The 25,279-nt window shown below is 58.3% G+C and carries 23 protein-coding genes; 17 read left to right on the plus strand and 6 right to left on the minus strand.

Annotation, left to right across the window (positions count from 1 at the left end; all coding sequences use genetic code 11):
• Positions 1 to 531 precede the first annotated feature (531 nt).
• The 6 genes from LZG00_08115 (at position 532) to LZG00_08140 (ending at position 9,321) form a co-directional block, all read left to right on the plus strand.
• On the plus strand, positions 532 to 2,325 hold the full coding sequence (locus tag LZG00_08115; protein ID MCF3593962.1) for an FAD-dependent oxidoreductase: 1,794 nt from the start codon (positions 532 to 534) through the stop codon (positions 2,323 to 2,325).
• On the plus strand, positions 2,322 to 4,202 hold the full coding sequence (locus LZG00_08120) for a 2-oxoacid:acceptor oxidoreductase subunit alpha (protein MCF3593963.1): 1,881 nt from the start codon (positions 2,322 to 2,324) through the stop codon (positions 4,200 to 4,202). Before LZG00_08115 ends, LZG00_08120 begins: the two co-directional genes overlap by 4 nt.
• Entirely contained in the window at positions 4,202 to 5,251 is a 1,050-nt protein-coding gene (locus LZG00_08125) for a 2-oxoacid:ferredoxin oxidoreductase subunit beta (GenBank protein ID MCF3593964.1), read from the plus strand. Before LZG00_08120 ends, LZG00_08125 begins: the two co-directional genes overlap by 1 nt.
• Before the next feature lie 264 nt (positions 5,252 to 5,515).
• Positions 5,516 to 7,864 carry an RNA-binding transcriptional accessory protein gene (locus LZG00_08130; protein ID MCF3593965.1) on the plus strand — a complete coding sequence of 783 codons (2,349 nt, stop codon included), beginning with the start codon at positions 5,516 to 5,518 and terminating at the stop codon, positions 7,862 to 7,864.
• 106 nt (positions 7,865 to 7,970) lie between these two features.
• Positions 7,971 to 8,129, plus strand: coding sequence for a hypothetical protein (locus LZG00_08135; protein MCF3593966.1), 159 nt, complete (start codon positions 7,971 to 7,973; stop codon positions 8,127 to 8,129).
• The gene (locus tag LZG00_08140; protein MCF3593967.1) at positions 8,122 to 9,321 is read left to right on the plus strand and encodes an acetate kinase; all 1,200 of its coding nucleotides are present in this window, start codon (positions 8,122 to 8,124) and stop codon (positions 9,319 to 9,321) included. The genes LZG00_08135 and LZG00_08140 overlap by 8 nt, the downstream gene beginning before the upstream one ends.
• Before the next feature lie 113 nt (positions 9,322 to 9,434).
• Here LZG00_08140 and LZG00_08145 read toward each other — a convergent pair whose 3' ends face one another.
• Entirely contained in the window at positions 9,435 to 9,866 is a 432-nt protein-coding gene (locus LZG00_08145) for a hypothetical protein (protein MCF3593968.1), read from the minus strand.
• Between the two features lie 369 nt (positions 9,867 to 10,235).
• Between LZG00_08145 and LZG00_08150 the strand changes: the two genes are divergently transcribed.
• Genes LZG00_08150 through LZG00_08200 form a run of 11 tightly spaced genes read left to right on the plus strand, consistent with a single transcriptional unit; the run spans position 10,236 to position 17,973 of the window.
• The gene (locus tag LZG00_08150; GenBank protein ID MCF3593969.1) at positions 10,236 to 11,006 is read left to right on the plus strand and encodes an SDR family oxidoreductase; all 771 of its coding nucleotides are present in this window, start codon (positions 10,236 to 10,238) and stop codon (positions 11,004 to 11,006) included.
• Positions 11,007 to 11,009: 3 nt separating this feature from the next.
• Positions 11,010 to 12,404, plus strand: coding sequence for a F0F1 ATP synthase subunit beta (gene atpD / locus LZG00_08155; protein MCF3593970.1), 1,395 nt, complete (start codon positions 11,010 to 11,012; stop codon positions 12,402 to 12,404).
• Positions 12,401 to 12,808, plus strand: a complete 408-nt coding sequence (locus LZG00_08160) for an ATPase (GenBank protein MCF3593971.1) — start codon at positions 12,401 to 12,403, stop codon at positions 12,806 to 12,808. The genes atpD and LZG00_08160 overlap by 4 nt, the downstream gene beginning before the upstream one ends.
• On the plus strand, positions 12,805 to 13,089 hold the full coding sequence (locus tag LZG00_08165; protein MCF3593972.1) for an AtpZ/AtpI family protein: 285 nt from the start codon (positions 12,805 to 12,807) through the stop codon (positions 13,087 to 13,089). The genes LZG00_08160 and LZG00_08165 overlap by 4 nt, the downstream gene beginning before the upstream one ends.
• On the plus strand, positions 13,086 to 13,391 hold the full coding sequence (locus LZG00_08170; GenBank protein MCF3593973.1) for an ATP synthase subunit AtpR: 306 nt from the start codon (positions 13,086 to 13,088) through the stop codon (positions 13,389 to 13,391). Before LZG00_08165 ends, LZG00_08170 begins: the two co-directional genes overlap by 4 nt.
• Complete coding sequence (locus tag LZG00_08175; protein MCF3593974.1) at positions 13,382 to 14,080, plus strand: F0F1 ATP synthase subunit A; 699 nt, start codon at positions 13,382 to 13,384, stop codon at positions 14,078 to 14,080. Before LZG00_08170 ends, LZG00_08175 begins: the two co-directional genes overlap by 10 nt.
• Positions 14,077 to 14,367, plus strand: coding sequence for a F0F1 ATP synthase subunit C (locus LZG00_08180; protein ID MCF3593975.1), 291 nt, complete (start codon positions 14,077 to 14,079; stop codon positions 14,365 to 14,367). The genes LZG00_08175 and LZG00_08180 overlap by 4 nt, the downstream gene beginning before the upstream one ends.
• Positions 14,368 to 14,369: 2 nt before the next feature.
• Complete coding sequence (locus tag LZG00_08185) at positions 14,370 to 15,128, plus strand: F0F1 ATP synthase subunit B (protein MCF3593976.1); 759 nt, start codon at positions 14,370 to 14,372, stop codon at positions 15,126 to 15,128.
• The gene (locus LZG00_08190) at positions 15,118 to 16,626 is read left to right on the plus strand and encodes a F0F1 ATP synthase subunit alpha (protein ID MCF3593977.1); all 1,509 of its coding nucleotides are present in this window, start codon (positions 15,118 to 15,120) and stop codon (positions 16,624 to 16,626) included. The genes LZG00_08185 and LZG00_08190 overlap by 11 nt, the downstream gene beginning before the upstream one ends.
• Before the next feature lies 1 nt (position 16,627).
• On the plus strand, positions 16,628 to 17,539 hold the full coding sequence (locus LZG00_08195; GenBank protein ID MCF3593978.1) for a F0F1 ATP synthase subunit gamma: 912 nt from the start codon (positions 16,628 to 16,630) through the stop codon (positions 17,537 to 17,539).
• Positions 17,536 to 17,973: a CBS domain-containing protein gene (locus LZG00_08200; protein MCF3593979.1), complete on the plus strand. Its 438-nt coding sequence runs from the start codon at positions 17,536 to 17,538 to the stop codon at positions 17,971 to 17,973. The genes LZG00_08195 and LZG00_08200 overlap by 4 nt, the downstream gene beginning before the upstream one ends.
• On the opposite strand, the gene LZG00_08205 is transcribed toward LZG00_08200, so the two are convergent.
• The 5 genes from LZG00_08205 to LZG00_08225 all read right to left on the minus strand — a co-directional run bounded on the left by LZG00_08205 (position 17,970) and on the right by LZG00_08225 (position 24,962).
• Positions 17,970 to 18,728 carry a Crp/Fnr family transcriptional regulator gene (locus LZG00_08205; GenBank protein MCF3593980.1) on the minus strand — a complete coding sequence of 253 codons (759 nt, stop codon included), beginning with the start codon at positions 18,726 to 18,728 and terminating at the stop codon, positions 17,970 to 17,972. The genes LZG00_08200 and LZG00_08205 overlap by 4 nt on opposite strands.
• A gap of 215 nt (positions 18,729 to 18,943) precedes the next feature.
• Positions 18,944 to 22,015 carry an efflux RND transporter permease subunit gene (locus LZG00_08210; protein ID MCF3593981.1) on the minus strand — a complete coding sequence of 1,024 codons (3,072 nt, stop codon included), beginning with the start codon at positions 22,013 to 22,015 and terminating at the stop codon, positions 18,944 to 18,946.
• Positions 22,012 to 23,142, minus strand: coding sequence for an efflux RND transporter periplasmic adaptor subunit (locus LZG00_08215; protein MCF3593982.1), 1,131 nt, complete (start codon positions 23,140 to 23,142; stop codon positions 22,012 to 22,014). Before LZG00_08215 ends, LZG00_08210 begins: the two co-directional genes overlap by 4 nt.
• A gap of 54 nt (positions 23,143 to 23,196) precedes the next feature.
• Positions 23,197 to 24,489 carry a multidrug effflux MFS transporter gene (locus tag LZG00_08220; protein MCF3593983.1) on the minus strand — a complete coding sequence of 431 codons (1,293 nt, stop codon included), beginning with the start codon at positions 24,487 to 24,489 and terminating at the stop codon, positions 23,197 to 23,199.
• 2 nt (positions 24,490 to 24,491) lie between these two features.
• A complete protein-coding gene (locus tag LZG00_08225; GenBank protein ID MCF3593984.1) occupies positions 24,492 to 24,962 on the minus strand; it encodes a MarR family transcriptional regulator in 471 nt (156 codons plus the stop codon).
• Positions 24,963 to 25,279 lie beyond the last annotated feature (317 nt).

Genomic DNA, 25,279 nt, shown 5'->3' on the forward strand with positions numbered 1-25,279 from the left:
TAGGTATTTGGTTTTCTAGACTGAGACCAATGCCAGAAGAAGTGAGATTGAGCCGGGTAAGGGGTATTGTCGGATAAAAGCGGCAAGAGGCGGGCAGGGCGGCTGGGTTGCGGCTGATGATGGAAAATGCCCCGTTCAAGTGTTTGCAAGGAAGTCCGAGGTTATCTGACTGGCGGCTGGGCTGTGGCTTGGTTTTCCGCTCTCACTGCGCGACGTTGTATGTTGTCTGTTCTCGCAGGGGATGTTTGATGCGCCGCTAGTCTCTTGGTCACCTGCCTTCTTCAGTCTGCGCTGTCTTTCGTTGATGACGAGGGGCGATAGCCTGCCATGAAGGGTAGTCTCCTTGCGCTTGCAGAGACTGGTTCGAAAGTGTTGGGCACCACCATCCATATTCACCATCCACATTCATAAGTGTCGCACACAGATAGAAATATTATCCAACTTGAGAACTGGCCCTTTACATGCGTGATTCCAGTACGTTTTCTTTGTATGCAGTCATAAGCTTTGTAGCCCGCGCGAAAGGTAGTGGAATTGAAACCGACAGATGCCACCAACCCCGAGTATTTTCACAAAGTTGTCGATTGCCAGTTTGCCTGTCCGGCGCATACACCGGTACCGCTCTATATTCGACTGATAGCCCAACAAAATTATACCGATGCCTATCTGGTCAATTGGGAGAGTAATGTCTTTCCCGGTGTGTTGGGCCGGACCTGTGACCGCCCTTGTGAGCCCGCATGCCGCCGGGGGCGAATTGACGAAGAGCCGGTTGCAATCTGCCGTCTGAAACGGGTTGCCGCTGATTTCAAGGATGATGTTGCCGAGCGCCTGCCCAAGGCTGGGCCAGCGAATGGCAAGAAGATCGCCCTGATCGGCGGTGGGCCGTCCTCGTTGACCGTGGCGCGTGATCTCGCGCCGCTCGGGTACGAGCTGCATCTTTACGACGGCGAGGCGAGGGCTGGTGGATTTATGCGCTCGCAAATCCCGTCATTTCGCCTGCCCGACAGCGTTCTGGACGAGGAAGTGGGTTATGTGCTGGACATGGGGGTCACGACCCATTTCAACACCTATGTAGACAGCATGGCCGATATGCTGACCAAGGGCTATGACGCCATCTATGTCGGCTGTGGCGCCCCAAAGGGCCGCGATTTGCCGAATCTTCCCGGGCGCGAGCAAGCCGATGCTAATATCCATATCGGAATCAACTGGTTGGCTAATGTCGCTTTTGACCATACCGAAACGATCGGCAAAAGGGTGATCGTTTTAGGCGGCGGCAATACAGCGATGGATTGTTGCCGCACCGCGCGCCGCCTGGGCGGCGCGGACGTCAAGGTTATCGTGCGCAGTCCCAACGCCGAGATGAAGGCCTCGCCCTGGGAAAAGGAAGATGCCGTTCACGAAGGAATTCCGATCATCGACAACCACGTGCCCAAGGAATTCGTGCTGAAAAAGGGCAAGCTGGTCGGCATGAATTTCGAAAAGGTCAAAGCCGTTTATCATAACGATGGTCGCCGTGAACTGGTGTCCACCGGCGAGGAGCCCGTGTTTTTTCCCTGCGACGACGTGCTGATCGCAATCGGTCAGGAAAATGCTTTCCCCTGGATCGAAAAGAGCACTGGCATCAGGTTCACCAGCTGGGGAACGCCGATCCTGAATGATGATGAGACGCTGCAATCCACCCGCAAGGAGGTCTTCTTTGGCGGTGATGCGGCGTTCGGCCCCAGAAACATCATCACTGCCGTGGCACACGGCCACAAGGCGGCCGTATCGATCGATTTGTTCTGCCGTGGCAAGGATCTGAGTAAACGCCCGGCACCCCATGTCAACCTAGTCAGCCAGAAGATGGGCATCCATGAGTGGAGCTATGCCAACGCGCCAATTGTCGATAAGCGCGAGGCGGTGCCTTTGGTAAAATTGGAACGCGCGCTGAACGATCGCGCGCTTGAAGTCGAGCTTGGCTTTGATCTGGAGACCGCATTCGTCCAGGCCGAACGCTGTCTCAATTGCGATGCGCAGACCGTTTTCAGCCCCCCCCTTTGCATCGAATGCGATGCCTGCGCCGATATCTGCCCGACCGGGTGCATCAGTTTTGTGAAGAACGGCCCCGAGGAGGATCTGCGCAGCCGCTTGACCGTTCCCGCGCTCAACACCGAACAGGACATCTTCGTTTCGGCAACGCTCGAAACGGGCAAGGTTTTGGTCAAGGATGAAGATGTCTGTCTGCACTGCGGATTATGCGCCGAACGATGCCCGACAGCTGCTTGGGACATGCAGATGTTCTTTTACAATACGGCGAAAGCGTCGCCTGACCTGGTGGAGGTCGAATGAAACAGATCAGTGGCATAAACGACTTCGTGGTGAAGTTCGCGAACGTAAACGGCTCTGGATCAGCCAGCGCCAACCACTTGTTCGCAAAAGCGATTTTTCGTATGGGCATTCCGGTTAGCCCGCGCAATATCTTTCCGTCTAACATCCAGGGGCTGCCGACCTGGTATGAGGTGAGGGTCAGTTCCAAAGGCTATCTGGGTCGTCGTGGCGGTGTTGATCTGATGGTAAGTGTCAATCCGCAAAGCATGGAAAAGGATATTGCTGATATCGAGCCCGGTGGCTATTTTGTCTATGATTCCACCAAACCCCTCGAGTCGCATCTCAGGCACGACGACATCACTTATTTCGGTATCCCGATGACCGAAATTTGCATGCGCGAATTCAAGAACCCGCGGCTCCAGCAACTGCTCAAGAACGTTGTCTATGTCGGGGCGTTGGCGGCACTTTTGAAGATAGATTTCACGATCCTCAAGGACTTGCTGAACGATCAGTTCAAGGGCAAGGAAAAGCTGATCTCGTCAAATGCGCATGCGCTTGATCTGGGGTATCAGTTTGCGCTCGAGACTTTCAATTGTCCGCTTGCGATCCGGCTGCAAAAGGGCGGAAATGACGCGCCGCATATCCTGGAAAGCAAGCATATCCTGATGAACGGCAACACCGCCGCAGCGCTGGGTGCTATCTATGGCGGTGCTACGGTCGCGGCATGGTATCCGATCACGCCGTCAACCTCGGTGGTGGATGCTTTTGCGCAATATGCGGAACGGCTGCGCATCGACGCCGGCACTGGCAAGAAAAATTTTGCCATTGTTCAGGCCGAAGACGAGCTTGCTGCCATCGGCATGGTTGTCGGGGCGAGCTGGAACGGCGCGCGGGCCTTTACGGCTACCTCTGGCCCCGGTTTGTCGCTGATGAGCGAATTTCTGGGGCTGGCCTATTTCGCCGAAGTGCCGGTGGTACTGATCGACGTTCAGCGCTCGGGGCCGTCAACCGGCATGCCCACCCGGTCGCAGCAGTCCGATATACTGGCAGCCGCTTACGCCAGCCACGGTGACACCAAGCAGGTGCTGCTGTTTCCCGCCACCCCACGTGAATGTTTCGACATGACGGTTCAGGCATTTGACCTTGCGGAACGGTTGCAGACTCCGGTGATCATCATGTCGGATCTCGATCTCGGGATGAATGACTGGATGTCACCACCGTTGGAATGGGATGACGATTATCAGATGGACCGCGGCAAGGTTCTGGATGCCGAGGCTCTGGACAAGACCGAAAAATGGGGGCGCTATTTGGATGTGGATGGCGATGGCATCTGCTATCGCACATTGCCGGGTGCGCATCCTGACAAGGGCGCGTTTTTCACCCGTGGTTCGTCAAAGAACGAGATGGCGGTCTACTCCGAAAGCGGTGACGACTATGTTCAGAACGTAGACCGGCTGTTGCGCAAGTTTGAAACGGCCAAGAGCCATGTGCCGACGCCCAAGACCCATCCACCAATTGCGGTAAAGGCTCCTAAGACCACATTGAAACTCGGGGCGCTGTTTTTCGGCACCTCGGCATCGCCCGCCTACGAGGCGGTCGAAATGCTGGCGGAGGAAGGGTATCCCATTGACACCATACGTATCCGCGCGTTCCCGTTCCATGAAAGCCTGGACCAGTTCATTCATGACCACGATCTGGTTTTCGTCATCGAGCAGAACCGCGACGGGCAAATGCGCAGGCTGGTCATCAATGAATGTGAAATCCCGCCGGGCAAGCTGATCCCGGTTCTGAACTATTCGGGAACGCCGATCACGGCGCGCAAGATCGCCCGCAAGATCCGTGAAACCCTGAGTACCAAAAGCGCCGATGTCGTTCCGCTGCACCCGGAGACCGCCTGATGTCTTATATCAAACCAAAGTTCCGCCACCCGAGCCTGCCAAAGAATGCGTTGGGCGTTACCATCGCAGATTATGACGGTGCGATTTCAACCCTTTGCGCGGGCTGTGGACATGACAGTATTTCGGCAGCAATCCGCAGTGCCTGCTTTTTGTCCTCCATTCCGCCGCACAGGATTGCCAAACTGTCCGGCATCGGATGCTCCTCGAAGATGCCGACCTATTTTTTGGGCAAGAGCCATGGCTTTAATTCTGTGCACGGGCGAATGCCGTCGGTGGCCACCGGCGCCAGTCTGGCGAACCGCGAGCTTACTTATATCGGTATCTCCGGTGACGGAGATACGGCCTCGATTGGCATGGGTCAGTTCATTCACCTGATCCGGCGCAATGTGAATATGACCTATATCGTGGCCAACAATGGCTGTTATGGGCTGACCAAGGGCCAGGACAGTGCAACCGCCGATCTGGGGTCGATCAGCAAGAACGGCGGCACCAATCCCTTTGATGGAATCGACCTTGCCAGCCTCGCGCTGTTGCAAGGCGCAAGCTTTGTCGCCCGCAGCTTTTCCGGCGACAAGGAGCAGCTGGAGCCATTGATCCGCGCCGCCATGGCGCATAATGGCTTCGCGTTTATCGACGTGGTATCTCCCTGCGTGACGTTCAACAATCAGGCCGGTTCAACCAAGAGCTATGCCCATACTCGTGAGCATCTGGATGCCATGCCGCTTGATTATGTTCCCTTGCGCGATGAGATCCGCACCCAATACGAACCCGGCACAATCCAGAGTGTGACATTGCACGACGGTTCGGTCATCCATCTGCACAAGGCCGGCGCCGATTATCGGACCGATGACCGCAATGCAGCGATTGCTGCGGCCAGAGCCGCACACGACGAGGGCCGAATACTGACCGGGCTGTTGTTCCTTGATCCCAATAGCCAGGATCTGAACCAGAACCTCAAACTTGCCAGCAAGCCGCTGAACGCGCTTGGCAAAGATGAACTGTGCCCGGGGAGCAAGGTTCTGAGCAGCATCAACGAAGGCCTGCGGTAAGGCTGTTGGTCTGCATCAGCATTGAGTAATTCGCCTGCCAAGCCGGTTCGTTTCGATCACTTAGTGTGGTGTCCGGCCCGGCTTTGCAGGAGTCCTGCCAACAAATGCGTGGAAATGCTGCGCCTTCGGCAGAATCGTCAGAGTATTCCAACCAGAGGCGGGCAGAGTGACTCTGTCCGGTTCCCGCGCGCTAATATCACCTTGGACTTGGCGGCGCCTGATTGCGGGGTTATCACGGTCGTCTGACCACCTCAGGGAGCCAAAATGACCACCGTTGACGAACGCATCGCCCGAAAAATTGCTGCTGATATCGGCGCACGCGCTGATCAGGTCATTGCCACGATCACGTTGTTGGATGGGGGTGATACCGTTCCCTTTGTCGCGCGTTATCGAAAAGAGGCGACCGGCGGGTTGGACGACGCGCAGTTGCGGCGATTGGCAGAACGGTTAAGCTATCTGCGCGATCTGGAAAAACGGCGGGCCAGCATCCTTGGTGAAATTTCCGGGCAGGGCAAATTGACCGACACGCTGGCCCGTTCCATTGCTGCCGCTGACACCAAGGCGGTGCTGGAGGATCTCTATCTGCCGTTTAAGCCCAAGCGGCGGACCAAAGCGATGATTGCCCGCGAAAACGGATTGGAACCACTGTTGCGCAGTATCCTTGCCGAGCGCGCTTTTGATCCGACCGAGTTGGCGCGCGCGTATTTGTGCGACGCTGTGCCAACGCAGAAGGACGCGCTAACAGGTGCGCGAGATATTCTTGCCGAAGAACTTGGTGAAAATGCGCGGCTTTTGGGGCGTTTGCGCGAGATCATGCAGAAAGAAGCCTTGATTACTGCGCGAGTTATCGCGGGCAAAGAAGAGATCGGGGTGAAATTCTCGGACTATTTCGACCACAGTGAAAAGTGGGCGACGATCCCATCGCACCGTGCACTTGCCATCCTGCGGGCCTCGAAAGAGGAAATCGTGACAATAGATATAGGCCCTGAACCAGAGACAGGGCGCGCGCGCATCATCGCCATAATTGCTGCAGAGATCGGGATATCCGGGCAGGCTCCGGGTGATCTGTGGTTGCAAGAGGCCGCCGCGTGGACCTGGAAGGTCAAACTGAGCCTGTCGATGTTTATCGACCTGATGACCGAAATGCGCCGCCGTGCCCATGATGGCGCGATTGATGTGTTTGCCCGCAATTTGCGCGATCTGCTGCTGGCCGCTCCCGCAGGTGCGCGCGCGACGCTGGGGCTTGATCCAGGTATTCGGACTGGCTGTAAGATTGCTGTCGTCGATGAGACAGGCAAGCTACTGGATACCGCGACGATCTATCCCTTTCAGCCGCGTAATGATCTGCGGGGTGCCGAAGAAAAGCTGCTTCAGCTGATTGACCGCCACGGCATTGCCCTGATCGCCATTGGCAACGGGACGGCCAGCCGCGAATCCGAACGGCTTGTCTCTGATGTTATCAAGCGTCTGCCCAAAGGTGCAGCGCGCCCCACGCCGGTTATCGTGTCAGAAGCTGGAGCCTCAGTCTATTCTGCGTCTGAACTTGCCTCGAATGAGTTTCCCGACATTGATGTTTCGCTGCGCGGGGCCGTTTCGATTGCACGTCGGTTGCAAGACCCTCTGGCAGAATTGGTCAAGATCGAGCCGCAGGCCATCGGTGTCGGCCAATACCAGCACGACGTCGATCAGCGCCGCCTGGCGCAATCTCTTGCGGCGGTGGTCGAAGATGCGGTGAACGCCGTAGGGGTCAATCTGAACATGGCTTCGGCGCCACTTCTGTCGCATATCGCGGGCCTGGGGCCGTCTTTGGCCCAGTCGATTGTCGCGCACCGCGATGCGAATGGCGCCTTTGCCACACGAAGGGCGCTGCTCAAAGTACCTGGTCTGGGGCCAAAGGCCTATCAACAAAGCGCCGGCTTCTTGCGCATTACCGATGGCAGTGAGCCGCTGGACGCCTCATCTGTGCACCCCGAGGCTTATGGGGTCGCGCGCAAGATCGTGCAGGCTTGCGGGCGCGACATACGCGAGATCATGGGCAACGGCGGCGCGCTGGCAGATCTGCGGGCAGAGCAGTTTGTCGATGACAATTTTGGCCTGCCGACCGTGCGCGATATCCTTGCCGAATTGGAAAAACCGGGACGCGATCCGCGTCCGACCTTCAAAACCGCCAGTTTCGCCGAAGGCGTCGAGAATATTACCGATCTCAAGCCGGGCATGTCGCTGGAAGGTACCGTGACGAATGTCGCCGCGTTCGGTGCTTTCGTCGATATCGGCGTGCATCAGGACGGGTTGGTGCATGTGAGCGAACTGGCCGATCGTTTTGTGAAAGACCCGCATGAGGTTGTCAAAACCGGCGACGTGGTTCGTGTTCGGGTGGTGGAGGTCGATGTGGCACGCAAACGCATTGGTCTGAGCATGCGCAAAGACGGTGGTGACGCAGCTTCAAAAAATACGCGGGCCCCAGCAAAACCAAAACCCGACCGTAGCCCCCGAACCACGCCAGCGCCACGAACGACAGGTGGCAAAGAAGGTGCCCTCGGGTCTGCGCTGGCGGAAGCGTTGCAGCGTTCAAGCGCCCCTGAAAAGGGCGGGTCGAAAACGCCCAAGCGCTGAACAACACTGGCAGAAATGTCCGCACTGGCCCACTATGTGATTAAGGAAGTACCACTATATTGCGTTGCGGATTATGCCTGCAGGGACAAGGGGAGATTGAACAATAATGAATGAAATCAACAGTGAACAGGCGCAGACAAGCTGGCGCCCCGACCGTCTGGAACGTCTTGGGCAACTTGAGCGCCAGAAGAAGGGGGTGATCGAGGCGGCGCTGTTGTGTCTTGTCGCTGCGGCGAAACGAGCAGGAGGCAAGACACATGTCTGACCAGTTGGTTGTAACCTTCAATGCGGGATCATCGAGCCTACGCTGTGCCGTTTATCGGCTTTCGGACGATGGACCGCTTCAGATCCGCAATCTCAGCATTCGCGGCTTGCCCGACAACATGATACTGACCGAAAAGGACCCGGCCACGGGCGCGCGGACGGAAACCGATCTGGGCACCCCTGACAGCGCCGAGAGTGCCCACCCCGAAGCGTTGAAGCATATGTTTGCGCGGCTGGACGGGCTGTCGGGTCTCGGCAAAATCTGCGCGTTTTCGCACCGGGTTGTCCATGGCGGGCCCAACCATGCGGCGCCGGTTCAGGTCGACGACGATTTGGTGGATTGGCTTATGAAGCTGCAACCGTTGGCGCCCAGCCATCAGGCACACAATCTTCGCCCGATGCAAAGGATCAAGGAGCATTTTCCCGACGTCCCGCAAGTGGCGTGTTTTGATACCGCGTTTCATCGGACACAGCCGCGTCTTGCGCAGATTTTCGGCTTGCCGCGCGAACTGACCGATGACGGTGTGCTGCGCTACGGGTTTCATGGGCTGTCCTATGACTATATCGCGCACGAACTCAAACGCAGCGATCCAGATCTCGCGGCGAAGCGGATCATCGTGGCGCATCTGGGGCGGGGCGTCAGCATGTGTGCCATGAAGAACGGACAGAGCATCGCCACGACGATGGGTCTGACCGCGCTGGACGGTCTGCCGATGGGGCGGCGTAGTGGCGGGCTTGACCCCGGCGTCGTGTTGCATCTGATTATTGATCGCGGCTATAGCGCCGAGGAGGTGCGCGAAATGCTTTATGACCGCTCGGGGCTTTTGGGGGTGTCGGGGATCAGCGGTGAAATGAACGACCTGCTTGCCAGCGGTCGTGCCGAAGCCGCCGAAGCGGTGGATTTCTTCGTCTATCAATGCGGTCGGCACTTTGGGTCTCTTGCTGCGGCATTGGGTGGAGTCGACGGTGTGATTCTGACCGGTGGCATGGGTGAACATATTGCGCCATTGCGCGCGCGGTTGGTTCAGCAATTGGGATGGCTGGGGGCAGATCTGGACGACGCGGCAAATCAACTGGGCGGGCCATATCTGACCACGAAGACCAGCCGTCTGCCCGTTCTGGCACTGCCCACGGACGAAGAGCGGGTTCTGGCACGAAGTGCTTATGAGTTGCTGGCAAATTCAGAGGCGTAGATAGATCCTGAACCCGGACCGGGGGGACGAATTCGTCTGCGCGTTGTTGGCCTGCGCACAATTCCTGCGTTGGGGTTTTTTGCCTGTCCAGAAACACCCACCTGATTTATCGGTCAGACCGGTGTGGATTTGCTGGTTTTTGCCGACTTCTGCGTGGCCTCGGCCGTTTCTTCGATTGCCTCGACCTCGTTTTGAACAAACGCGCCTGTGCAATTCGTCATCATTTCTGTGCAAGCCTTGGCATCTTCTGCCAGACGTTCCATCGAATGGGTCTGCCATTCGGTGATTTTCTTGATTGCGCCCGCCGGATCTGTCTGACCTTCTGACAGGATTTTTCGACCAGCTTCGATCATGGAACGTGTTGCTTCTTGACGGCGCTGAAACCAGTTCGACGAGAATTTCTCCATTTCACCGAGAAAACGCTCTTGTGCCTGCAGGAAGTGCTTTGCCTGCGGCGCTAAGAAACGCGGAATTGCGCTAAATTCAACCTGAGCGGCATTTAGGGCATCGACTTCCGAAGGCTTCATGTTTTCGCGATTTGCCATACTGAGTTCCTTTTCGATTCAGCTTCTATGGCTCACTATCGGGCAAATCCGGGGCATTTGCATTGACCCGGATCAATACCATCGCAAATACCGCGCGATGTCTAAACCGTCTCAGATGGTTTGACCGGACATAATTGGGGCTGATGTTGTCGTGTCGTGTCGCGCCGTATCGCTGAGCCATTTTTCTGAATCGTTAACGTCGGTTAATGCGAAGCCTCGCAACATCGCTCAGAATTGACAGACAACTTGACTGCGGATTTGATCGAAGGGCGATGGCCCGGCGCGATCCGGCGGTTTGAAGGCGTTCCGTCAGTCTCTCACGAGACGGTTGGAACCCGGTGCCACGCGATAATGTATTGGAGATGATCAATGAAACGTTTGAAAGACAAGATTGCACTTATCACTGGCGGCGCGGCGGGAATTGGTCTGGAAACGGCACGCCTGTTTCTCGCCGAGGGTGCGAAGGTTGCTCTGGTCGATCTTAACAAGAACGATCTGCAAAAGGCATCTGCCGATCTCGGTAAGGGGGATGATGTCTTGACCATCACCGCCGACGTGTCCTCAGCCGAGGATGTTGCCCGCTATGTCGAGGCCACGGTTGAGCGGTTCGGGCGCATCGATGTTTTCTTCAACAATGCCGGTATTGAGGGCAAGGTTGCCCCGCTGGTCGATCAGGATATCGCGGATTTCGACCGGGTGATCGCGGTGAACGTGCGCGGGGCTTTCCTTGGGTTGCAGCATGTTTTGCCGGTGATGATGCGCCAGAAATCGGGCAGCGTGATCAACATGTCGTCGATTGCGGGGCTGCAGGGCAGTCCGAACGTCGCGCCTTACATTACCTCGAAACACGCCGTAGTCGGTATGACCCGCGCCGCCGCGATCGAAGCTGCTGGCGCAAATGTGCGTGTAAATTCGGTGCATCCGTCGCCAGTTAACACCCGAATGATGCGTTCGCTGGAAGATGGGTTCAGCCCCGGCCATGCCCAAGAGGTAAAGAAACAGCTTGAGACAACGATACCTCTTGCGCGCTATGGCGAAACTCTGGACGTCGCCAATCTGGTGCTGTTTCTCGCCTCGGATGAGGCGGGTTTCATCACGGGCGGACAATATCCCGTCGATGGTGGCATGAGCGCCGGATAATCCATGAAAGACGCGCGCGAAATTGGGGCAAAGCAATTGGCGGACGGAAGGATCGTCGCCGTGCGTGGCGGCGTTGTCGATGTCGTCTTCGCAGGGGATGGCCCGCTGATTGACGAATTGCTCTTCGCGGGCGAAATCCCGATGCAAGTCATGACTTTCGTCGAAAACGGTGCTGCGCGTTGTATTGCGCTGGCCCCGGCCAACGGGCTTGGGATTGGCGTGCCGGTTCGGGCCACGGGCGGGCCGATCAAGGTTCCGGTGGGGGAGGCGGTGCTGGGACGAATGCTCGATCTGTTCGGCGCCCCGATAGACCGATTGCCGCCGCCCGTGACCGATGAAACCAGATCTATTCATCGCGCGCCGCCGCCGCTGTCAGAGCGGGTCTTGCGCGCAGAAGTGTTGGAGACCGGGATCAAGGCAATTGATCTGCTGGCGCCGATCGAACGAGGTGGCAAGACCGGTCTGTTCGGCGGTGCTGGGGTCGGCAAGACCGTTCTTCTCAGTGAGCTCATTCACAACACGCTTGAGCATCATCACGGTGTCAGCCTGTTCTGTGGTATCGGCGAGCGCTCGCGTGAGGCCGAAGAGCTTTGGCGTGAGATGGGCGAGGCGGGTGTGCGCGACAAGATGGTCATGCTGTTCGGGCAGATGAACGCGCCGCCCGGTGTGCGTTTTCTGGTCGGTAAGGCGGCGCTGACCATGGCCGAATGGTTTCGTGACGACCGTGAACAAGATGTGCTCTTGCTGATCGACAACATCTTTCGTTTTGTGCAAGCGGGGTCGGAAGTGTCGGGCCTGATGGGGCGGATGCCAAGCCGTGTGGGCTATCAGCCGACGCTGGCGACCGAATTGGCCAGCCTGCAAGAGCGCATCGCCTCGACCCGCAAGGGGGCGATTACCTCGATTCAAGCGGTATATGTGCCGGCCGACGATTTCACCGATCCGGCTGCGGCGCATATCTTTTCGCATTTATCGGCTTCGGTCGTGCTGTCGCGCAAGCGGGCGAGCGAAGGGCTTTACCCGGCGGTGGATCCGTTGGTGTCGAACTCGGTCATGCTAACGCCGAACGTGGTCGGACAGCGGCATTACGACATTGCTCGTGGTGTGCGCCGAACGCTGGCGGAATACGAAGATCTTCGCGATATCATCGCCATGCTGGGTATTGAGGAGTTGTCGGCGCATGACCGTGCCATCGTTGCGCGCGCGCGGCGATTGGAGCGGTTCCTGACACAACCCTTTGCCACGGTAAGTGCCTCCAGCGGCACGTCAGGGCGGTTGGTTCCGATGGAGGTGACATTGCAGGGGTGCGAAGAGATCCTGGCGCAGGACACATTCGAGCAGCCAGAAAGCGCCTATTACATGATTGGGGCGCTGTCCGAGATTGGGGGCGCTCGATGAACACGGATGGACCAATGCGGATTCGGATCGGGCTTCCGGGTGCTTCGCTGTTCGAGGGGCCGGCGGTGGGGCTGAATGCGGTGGGTGAAAACGGCGCGTTCGGGATATTGCCGGGCCATATCGACTTCGTCACTGCGCTGGTGCCGTCGGTGCTGTTGATCGATCAGCCAAACGGCATAGAGAGGGTTTTCGGAATTGATGAGGGCTTGCTGGTCAAGATAGGTCGAAAGGTAGATATCGCGGTGCGGCGCGGTGTCGAGAGCGCCGATCTGGAGTCGCTTCGTGAAACAGTGGGCGCGTTCTATGACACAGTTGAAGATGAAGAGCGTGTCGCACGTGTCGCGCTCTCGCGTCTCGAGGCAGATCTGGTGCGCCGCTTTGCCGGGCTGAGAACCAAGGCATGAGCGAAAAACGAAACAACCAGGCCGAGGAGATCGGGCGCGGCGCTGCCCGCAAGAAGGCGGCGCGCGACCATCCGGGGCCAAGCCCGCTGCGTGGCATCAGCACTTTCGGAATGGTCGGCTGGTCAGTTGCTGTGCCGACGGTGGGTGGGGCTTTCCTTGGGCTATGGCTGGAGCGGGCATATCCGCAGAGCTTTTCGTGGACCATCGCGTTGATCCTGGGCGGGGTGGCGATTGGCGTGATGATTGCCTGGGTCTGGATCGACAAGGAGAAGGGCGGATGATTATTGAAATCGACTGGACTGCTTTTGTATTTGGAGCGGGGGCGGGTTTGGTGGTGGGAACGCTGTTTTTCGCCGGGCTGGCCCTGGGCATGCGGCTGGCATTGCGGGTAGCGCGACCGATGGCTGTTTTGCTGCCAAGTTCGGTCATCCGGATTGCGCTGCTGCTTGCAGCGGGTTGGTGGATCGCGGGGCAAGGCGCCACGGCGCTGGCAGGTTTCGCGTTGGCATTTATTGCGTTGCGCTTTGTTCTGCTCGCGTCTCTTAGGCCGAAGACTGTCGAAAGGAGTGCGCTATGGAGCTGACTCCTGACAACACGATTGTTTTCACGATTTACGGTCTGCCGCTCAACGCAACGATCCTGTTCACCTGGATCGTCATGGCTCTGTTGACGGTGGCGTCGATCTTGATCACCCGCAACCTGCGCCCCGATGTGCCGCCCGACCGCTGGCGTACCGTTCTGGAAGAAATCGTGTTGACAATCCAGGGGCAGATTGACGAGATCAGCGCGCGGCCCGATCGCCGGTTGCTCTATTTCTCGGGTACGTTGTTTCTGTTCATAGTCACGTCCAACCTGCTGATGGTCGTGCCCGGCTGGCATTCGCCAACGGCGTCGCTTTCGACCACCGTGGCGCTGGCGCTGGCGGTGCTGGTCGCGGTGCCGATATTCGGGGTCGCCAGCAGGGGGGTGGGTGGCTATCTGCATGGCTATATCGAACCCAATATCATCATGCTGCCCTTCAACATCATCGGCGAAGCGTCGCGCGGGGTGTCTCTTGCGATCCGGCTCTATGGCAATGTCATGAGCGGGGCTGTCATAGCCGCGATCCTGCTGGGTGTCGCGCCGTTCTTCTTTCCGGTGGTGATGGACATGCTGGGCCTGCTGACCGGCGTTATCCAGGCCTATATTTTTGCCATTCTTGCCACCGTTTATATCTCGTCGGCCACCGCACCGCCCGACACGACAAACGAAACTCCAAAGGAGCAGACATGACCGATCTTTCCATCATCGCCGCAATTTCGATTTTCACAGCAGGACTGACCGTTTCGTTTGGCGCACTCGGCCCGGCGTTAGGTGAAGGGCGCGCCGCAGCCACCGCTCTCAGTTCCATCGCGCAGCAACCGGATGCGGCATCGACGTTGTCGCGCACGCTGTTCGTCAGCCTTGCCATGATCGAATCCACCGCCATTTACTGTTTTGTCGTTGCGATGATCCTGCTGTTTGCCAATCCGTTCTGGAATGCGGCGCTGGAGGCAGCGGCGCAAGGTACGGGTGGCTGACGATGTCTATCGATTGGATCACCGTTGCGGCCCAGATTGCCAATTTCCTGGTGCTGGTCTGGTTGCTGAAACGGTTCCTCTACCGGCCTATCCTTGACGGGATTGATGCGCGCGAACGTGAGATCGCAGCGCGCATGGCGGAGGCTGCAACACTGTGTGAAGCGGCCGAGGCCGCCAAGGCTGAACACAAGGCCGAAATCGAGGGCCTCCAGTCGGGTCGCGAAGATTTGCTGGCACAAGCGCGTGAAGCGGCGGAAGCTGAACGCGACGCCGTATTGCGTCAGGCGCGTGAGCGGCTTGAGCGCGAACGCTTGGCGCGAGAGGAAGAACGCATTGCCGAGACCCGCCGCTTTCGCGCTGATTTGCAACATAAGGGGGCGACTGCGCTCGTGGCGTTGACCCGCAAGGCGCTGAACGATCTCGCAGGTGAGACGCTTGAGGAACGCATCGTTGCACGCGCGGCTACGCGTCTTTCGCAGATGACGGGGGATCTGACTGCGGCGGCCGGGGACGGTCGGGAGGCAGTGATCACGACGCGCGATACACTGCGTCCGCAGAACCGCAGGCAGTTAGAAGATCAGCTTAAAAAGGCGATGCCTGCAATCGAGGTCACATTCAAGACCGATCCAGGCCAGTCACCCGGTCTCAACCTTCGATTGGGCGGGGCGCAACTTGGCTGGAGCGTGGACAGCTATGTCGAAGGGCTTCAGGACATTCTTGATGAGCAGGCAGAGCGCAAGGAGCACGCCAATGCCGCGTAGTCAGGTTGACGAAGAGTTTGGCGCTCTGCTTCAGGCAGTGCTGGATGCGCCTCCACCTGAGCCGCGGTTGAGCGAAATCGGACGTGTCGCCGAGATTGGTGACGGTATTGCTGTTGTGACAGGTCTGGCGCGTGCGCTGGTGGATGAACTATTGGAATTTGAAGGCGGGCTGTCGGGCGTGGTGTTCGATCTTGAGCCAAACCGTTTGGGCGTGGTGCTTCTAGGGCCGTCTGGCTCGGTTGTTCCGGGCACGGATGTGCGCCGCACGGGGCGGGTGGTCAGCGTTGCCGTCGGTGCGTCTTTGCTTGGCCGGGTTGTCGATGCGCTGGGGCGACCGCGTGATGGGCGCGGACCGGTTACAAGCGTTCGGCGGCGGCCCATCGAGATTGAAGCACCTGATATTCTGAGCCGTGCGCCGGTTTCACGCCCTCTTGCTACTGGGCTGAAAGCAGTCGATGCTGCGGTTCCGGTGGGGCTGGGGCAGCGCGAGTTGATCATTGGCGACAGGCAAACTGGCAAGACGTCAATCGCCATCGACACAATCCTAAATCAGAAGAATACTGGCGTCCTGTGCATCTATTGCGCCATCGGGCAACGTGGCGATGCTGTGGCCAAGGCGATTGGGGCCATTCGCGATGGCGCGATGTTGGAAAATACGATCATCATGGTCGCGGGCGACGAAGAGGCTCCGGGCCTAGCATTTGTTGCGCCCTACGGCGCGATGACGATGGCCGAAGTTCTGGCCGCAGACGGGCGCGATGTGCTGATCGTGTTTGACGATCTCACGCACCATGCCCAATCCTATCGCGAATTGTCTCTACTCTTGCGTCGCCCGCCGGGGCGCGAGGCGTTTCCCGGCGATATCTTTTTTGTACACGCGCGGCTTTTGGAGCGCTCTGGCCAGTTTGTGCCGAGCGCCGGTGGCGGCTCGATCACCGCGCTGCCGGTGGTCGAGACCCAGGCCGAGAACTTGTCGGCCTATATCCCGACCAACCTGATTTCGATCACCGATGGCCAGATCTATCTCTCACCACGTCTGGTGCGCCGAAACCAGTTTCCTGCAGTTGACCTGGGGGTTTCGGTGTCGCGGGTAGGGGGCAAGGCGCAGGCGCGCGCGTTTCGCGATGTTGCGGGCAACCTGCGTGTGACGCTGTCTCAGTTCGAGGAACTGGAGGAGTTTGCCGGCTTTGGCACTCGCCTTGATGACGATACCCGCAAACGGCTGGTGCGTGGCGCGGCGGTGCGCGCCGCGCTGCGCCAACCGGAACGCGACCCGATGTCGGGCGACGAACAACTGGCAGTGCTGCTATCGGCGATGGATGGTGTCTTTGACGGTATGACCGAAGCCCGGATAGCCACGGCGATGGATGCGGTAAGGGCGGTTGTGCGGCGCGATGATGACGAGACGGGCGAGATTATTCGTTCGGATCACAGGCTGGACGACAACGATCGCGCGCGTATTGTCGATGCCGCCCGCTCGGCTGTGTCGGAGGTTTGAAATGGCGCAGACGCTTGAACGGCTTATACGGCGCACCGATACGATGCAGAGCATCCGGGGAATCGTGCGCACGATGAAGACCATGTCGGCGATCAATGCCGCGCCCTATGAACAGGCGGCACGATCTATCGATGCCTGGCGCGATACGGTGCTGGATGCTTTACATGCCTTCTTGCATTGCAACGGCCCTCTGGTTCAGGATCGACCGGGGGGCATGAAAGACGTAATCGTCGTGATGGGGTCGGATCACGGGCTTTGCGGGAACTACAACGAATTGTTGGCTGCTGAGGCTGCGCGTCACGTTGCACCAGATGGGTCTACGCGAATAGTCTGTGTCGGGGCGCAGATGCAGGATGCGCTGAGCGGCGAACACATGGTTCCCGAGGCAGTGATGTTGCCACCCGCCAATGCGGACGGGTTGAACCGGTTGGCGGGCGAATTGGTCACTTGGCTGGAGCGGATCCGCGTAGAGGCCGGTGCATACGACATCGCGGTTATGCTGGTCTACAGTCAGCGTGGCTTGCATGGCCGCCAGGGGCCGGTTTCGCAAGTACTCTTGCCGCTGGATACGGGCCTGCTTGACGAGCTTGCGCGGCGCCCCTGGCCCGCGCGAAGCCTGCCGCAATTCTCGCTGCCTGCGCCGGTTCTTCTCGCCGCGCTGATCCGCAACTTTCTGTTTGCCACGCTCTATCGCGCCTGCGCCGAGGCTTTGGTAACCGAGAATGCCGCGCGTCTGGCGCGGATGAGCCAGGCCGAGCAATCTGTCGATGAAAAGCTGGAAGAGTTGCGCGGCGAGACGCGCCAGGTTCGGCAAAGCGAAATAACAACTGAACTTTTGGATGTGATTGTCGGATTTGAGGCTATCAGGGCGCGCGACAGGCGCAGGCGGGCAGGCGAGGAGGCAGACCGATGAACTTTGGCGAGAACAGAATGTTGGTTCATAACGTCATGCGGGCGAAGGTATCAAGTGTGGGGCCAAACACGTCGGTGCGCGCGGCGGCTGCGCTGATGATGGACCGAGATATCGGGATGTTGCCTGTGTGTGAAGGAGGTCGCCCGATTGGCGTGGTGACAGATCGTGATCTGGTGATCAGAATGCTGGCAGACATCACCCCAAGTGCCGATCTTCCGGTCAGCGCGGTGATGACGCCACGCGTTCATACCTGTCGCGCGGATCAAGACGTCGTGAGCATTGCACAGCTCATGGGGGACACGCAGGTCAGGCGCCTTGTGGTGTGTGACAACAGTGGCCGTCTGGTGGGCGTAGTTTCGCTGGGTGATATCGCAAGGGATGCCAGTGAGGAACTGGCCGGTCAGGCACTGGGCGAGATCGTTGAAACACGTTAGTCGTGTATGGCGTGAACCGGTCGATTGATCAGGATCTCCTTGCGAAAGAGATCGAGGTCTATGTCCGCGAGGGCGCAGAGCGCGTTCATATCTTTCAGTTCGATCATGTCGGGTGCTGGATGCGCGATGATCCCGTCGCGTTCCAATCGGCGCATGGTGCGGCAAACGTGAACATTCGTCAGGCCGGTAAATTCGCCGAACTTATGCTGAGTGATCGGGAATTCGAAAACTGCGCCGTTGGTAAGCCCAACCGCTTGCAGCCTCGTGTGAAACTCAAGGAGTGCATAGGCAATTCTGTTTACCGCATTGCTGCGCCCCAGACGCAGCAACAATTCGGAGAAGCGCGCCTGTGTCGTCAGGATGGACGCGGCCAGAACCTCGCGCAGGTTGGCGGAGGCCGCATCTGGGCCGTTGGCTCTGTCGGGCCGGATTATGATGTATTCGACTTTGCTCAGAGCCTCGACTGTGCAGGCGGCAACCGGAACGATCCTTGTGCCGATCAACGCAAAATCCCCCGGCAGCATTACGTCGATGATCTCGGTATCACCAGCCATCAGTGTCTTGGAGAGGGCGATCCAGCCGTTCAGCACTAACAGGGCATGATCAGCATGTGCGCTTTCGTGGGTCAGAATCTGTCCTTGAGCCGCCTGGCAGACCGGCATGCGCCCGCCTGCAAGAAATGCTTCGGTAAGTGCGGTGCGAATACGTCTGCCACTGGGCGCGGCGATGGGGGCCGGACTGGTTTGGATTGACATGTTCAAAGCCCTATCGTCAAAGATTCAGAAACCGGGCAGGGGTGCTGCGTCGGAAGAGTGTCATGCGAGCACCAAATGGTCCACGCTGCATGTCGCGCAAGCACAAACGCGCCGAGGCAGGTGTGCCGGGCCGATGAATCAGCAGTATTGCTAGGACGTCTAGAGTTCAAATTGTGGTTCAACATGAGTCCGCAAAACTTCTTTGGTGGCACGGATCAGCCAGCTTTGAGAGGCGGTCGGTCGTCTTCGGTTTCTTCGATAATGTCGCGGCGAGAAATATATGTGTAAAACATTGGCACCACAAACAACGTGAAAATCGTGCCGACCATGATACCGGAAAAGATCACAAGACCCATCGAATACCGCGCGGCTGCACCGGCACCGCTGGCAAGGATTAGCGGCACCACGCCAAGGCCCATCGCCGCCGTGGTCATCAGGATCGGGCGTAGTCGGGTCTTGGCCGCGGCAGTGATCGCCTCGCGACGGTTTGAACCGTGTTCGTGGCGATGTTGGTTGGCAAACTCGACCATCAGGATGCCGTGCTTTGTGATCAGCCCGATCAGGGTGATCAATCCGACTTGGGTGTAGATGTTGAGCGTTGACAGGCCAAAGAACAGCGGCACCATCGCCCCGAACATGGACAACGGCACCGACATCATGATGATGAAGGGATCGCGGAAGCTCTCAAACTGTGCGGCCAGAACCAGATAGATCACCGTAAGCGCCAGCACAAAGGCTATGGCGATCGTATTGCCTTCCTCAACCTCGAGCCGCGACTGACCGGTATAGTCGATGAAAAAACCGTCGGGCATTTCCTCGCGCGCGATGTCCACCAGAGTCTGCAACGCGGTGCCCGTGGTTACGCCCAGCATTGGCATCGCCGATAAGGTCGATGAATTCAATTGGTCGAACTGTTCGATAGCCGAGGCGGTCACATCGGTTGAGATATTCACCACGGCGGACAACGGAACCATGTCACCGGTGACGGAACGCACAAAGAATTCGCCCAACTTTTCGGGATTATTGCGGAAACGTTGTGGCACCTGCACGATGATGTCGTAGCTGTTACTCTCGCGGTCGAATTGAGCGATGGCTCCATCGCTCACCAGCAGGCCCAGCGTTGTGCCGATGTCACGGATCGACAGGTTCAGCGCCGCGGCGCGGTCGCGGTCGATGGTCACAATCACCTGCTGTTGATTGAAGGCGAGTGAATTCTGCACGACGATGAACTGGCCTGTGGCCATCGCTCGTTTTTTGATGCTCTCGGTCACCTCGGATACACGATCGGGGGTGCCGGTTGATTGGATCACCATCGAGATCGGCAACCCGCCGCCCGCGCCGGGGAGCGAAGGAGGCGCGAAGACCAATGGTTCGACGCCGGAAACCGGTGCCAACCGGGCCTGAATGTCGCTCTGAAGTTGCTTTTGCGAACGGTCGCGTTGCGCCCAGTCCTTGAACGCCCAGAGCGCAAAAGCGGAGTTGGTTTGCCCGCCCATGCCAATGACAGAAAAATTTGCCTCCAACTCGGGGATGTCTTTAGTTAGCGCGCGTATCTGGTTGGTATAGAGTGAAGTATAGTCTGCGGTTGCATAGCTGGGCGCATTGACCAGCGAAAACAGTGCGCCGCGGTCTTCTTCCGGCGCCAGTTCGCTGGACGTGTGCAGGAACATGAAACCGGTCAAGCCCGCAAGTCCGGCGACCAGGATCAAGGTCACAGGACGATAGTCCAGCGACGAACGGACGCGACGTTCATACCATCCCGCCAGACGTTCGAAGCTGTTGTCGACCGCCTTTTGGAAGCGGCTGTGACCACCCTTCTTGAGCAATCGCGAGGTCATCATCGGCGTAATTGTCAGGGCGACAATCCCGGAAATGATCACCGCCCCGGCCAGCGTCATGGCAAATTCCGAGAATAGTGCGCCCGTTAGCCCGCCGGTGAACAGAAGCGGAGTGAACACGGCGGCCAGCGTGATGGTCATGGCGATTACCGGCCCGGTGATTTCGGACATGCCCTTGAACGCCGCCTGTTTCGGCGACATGCCGTCTTCAATATGCCGGTGGATGTTTTCGACCACGACAATAGCGTCATCGACCACCAATCCGATGGCCAGAACCATCGCAAGAAGTGACAGCAGGTTGATAGAGTAACCCAACATGTAGAGGACGAAATTCACCCCGATCAGAGACAGCGGGATGGTGACGATCGGCATCAGGACCGAGCGGAACGACCCAAGGAACAGCAGGATGACCAGCACGACGATACCGACCGCTTCGGCGATGGTTTTGAAGACCTCGTCAATCGAGGCCCCGATGGCTTCGGTTGCGTCATACATCAGCGTCAGCTGCATGCCTTCAGGCAGGCTGTTGCGGATCGCGGGCAGATCTTTGATCACTGCGCTTGCGGTGTTCAGCGGGTTGGCCGAAGGTGTTGGAAATACGCCGATGAACACGCCGCGTTCACCGTTGAAATTGACGATGGTGCTGGTGCTGGCGGCGGCCAACTCGACCTCTGCCACCTCACGAAGCCGCACTACGCCCTCAGGCGACGACTTTAGCGGTAGCGCGCCGAAAGCTTCGGGCGTTTGCAAGGTGGATTGTACCGAAATTGGATACGCGACATAGGCGTTTTGGGTCTTGCCCGGTGCCGCCAGAAAGTTCGAGGCGTTGATTGCCCCCATCACTTCGGCCGCGGTAACACCGCGTGAGGCCAGTTTCACCGGGTCGACCCATACTCGCATCGAATAGTCCGAAGCGCCCATGATCTGAATTTCGGCTACGCCCTCAATGGTTGACATGCGCGGGCGGATCACCCGGTCAATATATTCGGTCAACTGCTCAGAGCTCATGTTCGGGTTTTGCATCGCCAGATACATGGTGGCAAAACTGCGCCCGGTGCCCTTGACGATGGTCGGATCCTCGGCCCCTTGGGGCAGTTTTCCGCGCACCTGTTGGACCTTGGACATAACCTCGGTGAGGGCGATATCGGGATTGGCGCCCAGCTTCATTCGCACCGTCACGACGCTGGCCGAGGGGCGGCTTGTAGCGCTGACATAGTCGATGTTTTCAGTGGTCGATACAGCGCCTGAGATTGGTGCGCTGATAAAACCCTGGATCAGATCCGCACTTGCTCCGGGATAGATCGTGGTGACAGTGATCACTGTCTCTTCGACTTCGGGGTATTCACGTACGGGCAGGTTGAACAGGCCCTGGAACCCCAGAAGCAGAATCAACGCGCCCAACACTGTGGACAAGACCGGCCGCCGGATGAAGGTGTTCGAGGGGCTCATTGAGATGCTGCCTTGTCGGAATTAGTGGACTCATTCTCCATCAGGGGCGCCACGGTATTGTCCGGGTTTACGGGCGAGCCGTTGGACAGCCGGTTTTGCCCCGCGATTACTACCCTGTCGCCCGGCGCAATGCCCTTGACAATCTCGACGATGTCGTCTGAGCGGCGCCCGGCGGTCACGAAAACCTGCCGCGCCTCGAATTTGCCCGCGTCATTTTCGACGGGACGCAAAACAAAAACGTGGTCGCCATATAGGCTGGTGACGATGGCGGTGTGAGGCACGGCCAGCACGTTGGTCTGCGTTGGCAGTTGGACTTCGACCTGAACAAACTGACCTGGAATCAGCGGTATATCACCGGCTACAACTTCGGCCCGGACCGATCCGAGCCGCGTTGCGGCGTCGATTTTTGGGTCGATGCCTGCGATCCTACCCTCCAGAGCGGGCGCGCCATCCTTGACCATGACCCGAACCTTCTGACCATTGGACACAAGGCCGAATTGTTGTTCGGCAACTTTGAAATCGACGTAGAGCGAGTTGAGATCCTGCAAAGTTGCAATGATTGTACCCGGCGCCACATAGCTGCCCACATCCACGCGCGGAATGCCGATGGTGCCATCGAACGGTGCGAGCAGGCGCTTGGTTGCCACGACAGCCTGTAGCTTGGCTACCTGAGCGCGCGAGGTTTCGGCCCGTGCTTCAGCCTCGTCCAGCGATACACCTGAGCGGATGCCCCTTCCTTGCAATTCACGTGTGCGCTCAAGTGCCTGCTCATCGAGCCGCGCCTGAGTGCGCTGCGCCTCAAGATCTGCGATCTGCACAGTATCATCCAGGCGTATCAGCAAGGAATCCTTTTTAACGTTATCGTTGGCGGCAAAATTCAGTGCCTTGATGATGCCGGCAGCCTCAACTGTAAGTTCGACGCCATGCTTCGCATCAATGGTACCGATGGCGGAAATCACTGGTGTCCAGTCGCGGGGTTTGACCTCATAGACTGGGGCTGTGACCGGCGGGATCTGCCGATTGGCGAAGAATTCCGAGATCATGGTGCTACGGAAACTGTCGAATCCGATGATCCCGACAGCCATAGCCGTTAGCAGGACAATAACGAGGAAAATGCGTTTTTTCATGGGTCAGGTCTTTTCTGTCGGCGTTTTGGCACAATGCACCCCGCGGCGTGGCAGTCAATCCGCACGCGGTGTAATCATCGAACGCCCCGCGGGCGGTCCGCTGATTGCACCTTGTCGTGGTTCAGGTTCGGCAAGATGCGGATGCAGTCGATAAAAGAGGTAGGACAGGCAGGCCAGCGCCCCCATCAACGGGATCAGCAGCGCCAGCGCAACCACGGGATCGGAAAAAAGTGCTGCCAGCGATCCGACAAACAGCCCGGCTCCCATCTGCATGAACCCCATGAGCGAAGAGGCGGCTCCGGCAATATGTGGAAATGGTGCCAGAGCGGCGGTTGTCATCGCGGGCATCACAAAGGCGATGCCGAAGGTATAGACCGCGACGGGGGCCATCACGCGCAGGAACGAGGGTTCTCCGATCAACAACGTCAGGATCAACCCACTTCCCAAGGCGATGAATGCCAGCCCCGGAGGTACCAAGCGATAGGCGCTGAAGCGTTTCATAAGTTGGCGCAACACCAACGACCCGGCAAGAAAACTGCCCGATTGCATCAGCATACCCATTCCAAATTCGGTCGGGCTCAGTCCGAGTTCTTGCATAAGGATGAAAGGCAGGATCGTCGCTTGCGCATAAATCGCGCCGATTGCCCCGGCGATGGTCAACGACGTGGTCATGAAATGCCGGTTCGCCGCCAGCGTGACATAGGAACTCGCCAGACTGCGCAGGTTCAGGCGGCGACGATCGGGAATCACGGTTTCGCGCAGCCCCCACAGCGTTACGGCGATCACCATCACTCCAAACAAGGTCATTGCGAGGAAAACCGACCGCCACCCCGCATGCGTCACCAAAAGCCCGCCCAGGGTCGGGGCCAGCGCGGGTGCAACGGCAAGGATGATTCCCATCAGGTTCATGATGCGCGAGGATTCGTCGCCTTGATACATGTCGCGCACAATGGCGCGCGAAATCGCGACACCGGCGCTGGCGCCGATACCCTGCACGAACCGCGCCGCAATCAGCGTTTCGATGGAAGGCGCAATGAGCGCCAGCAGGCTAGCGGCGAGAAATATTGCCATGAAACCTATGATAACAGGTCGGCGACCCAACGCGTCTGATATCGGCCCTGCAATGAGTTGCGCGGTGGCAAAACCGGCAAAATACAGCGTCAATGTCATCTTGGCCATGGCGTTCGTCGTACCAAAGTCGGCGACAACTTCGGCCATTGCCGGGGTATATAACGCCATGGCAATCGGACCGGTGGCAATAAATAGTGCGCCGATCAGGCTGACGCGGCGAATGGACATGCTAGGCTGAACTGGAATCGACGATGCGGGGGGGGAAGTGTCGGCCATGTTTATGCTGCCCCTGATGCGCGCTGGCTGCGATGGGCGGCAAGATGGTTGTCGCGCGCAACTTTCAGCAAATTGCGAAAGCAATCCCAATCATCGGTCGCGATGGTGCCGCGTGTGATACTGCGCACCTCGTCTCCGATACCTCGCAACTGCGCCAAAAGCGGCGCCGCGTTGTCTGTCACGCGGACCAACTTGGCCCGGCGATCGTGGGGATCGCAATCGCGGCGGATCAAACCAGCCGTTTCCAACCGATCCAGAACCGTTGTGACGCTCATCGCGCCAAGACCGGTTTGGTCAGCCAGATCGTGCTGACGCAACGGCCCGAACCGCGCCACAGTAGCCAATGTCCGCGCTTCACTCGGGGTTACGCCAAGTTCGGCTTCGCCCACACGGCGTTCAAATTCGGCGCGCAACAGGCGCGCGATGTCGAGGATCAGAAAGGAGGTGGTGTCGACGTCGATTGGCTTGGGCATGGAGTTGTTCCGAATATGATAAGCTGAGCAGATAGTATGGGAGGCTTACGATGGCAAGTCCGCCAGATTGTAAATTGAGTGGGGAAGTGTGTGAGCGGCGACAGCTGTCGGTGGTGTCAACGATGGCCATGAACTGATGCGGTAGTTGGGCCGGGCCAAGAGCATAGGTTACGCCATAAGGAGGCCGGTACCTGACCCGACAAGATGGCGACTGATCCATTGAGCGTGAGAACGAATGCATGTCTTTCCACTCAAGCGGGCTTGGTGGGGATTGAGATCAGCTTGATGGTGATCCGTTTCGGGAGGCAATTCTTGTG

Source organism: Rhodobacteraceae bacterium LMO-JJ12 (assembly GCA_021555075.1).
Lineage (GTDB): Bacteria > Pseudomonadota > Alphaproteobacteria > Rhodobacterales > Rhodobacteraceae > JAKGBX01.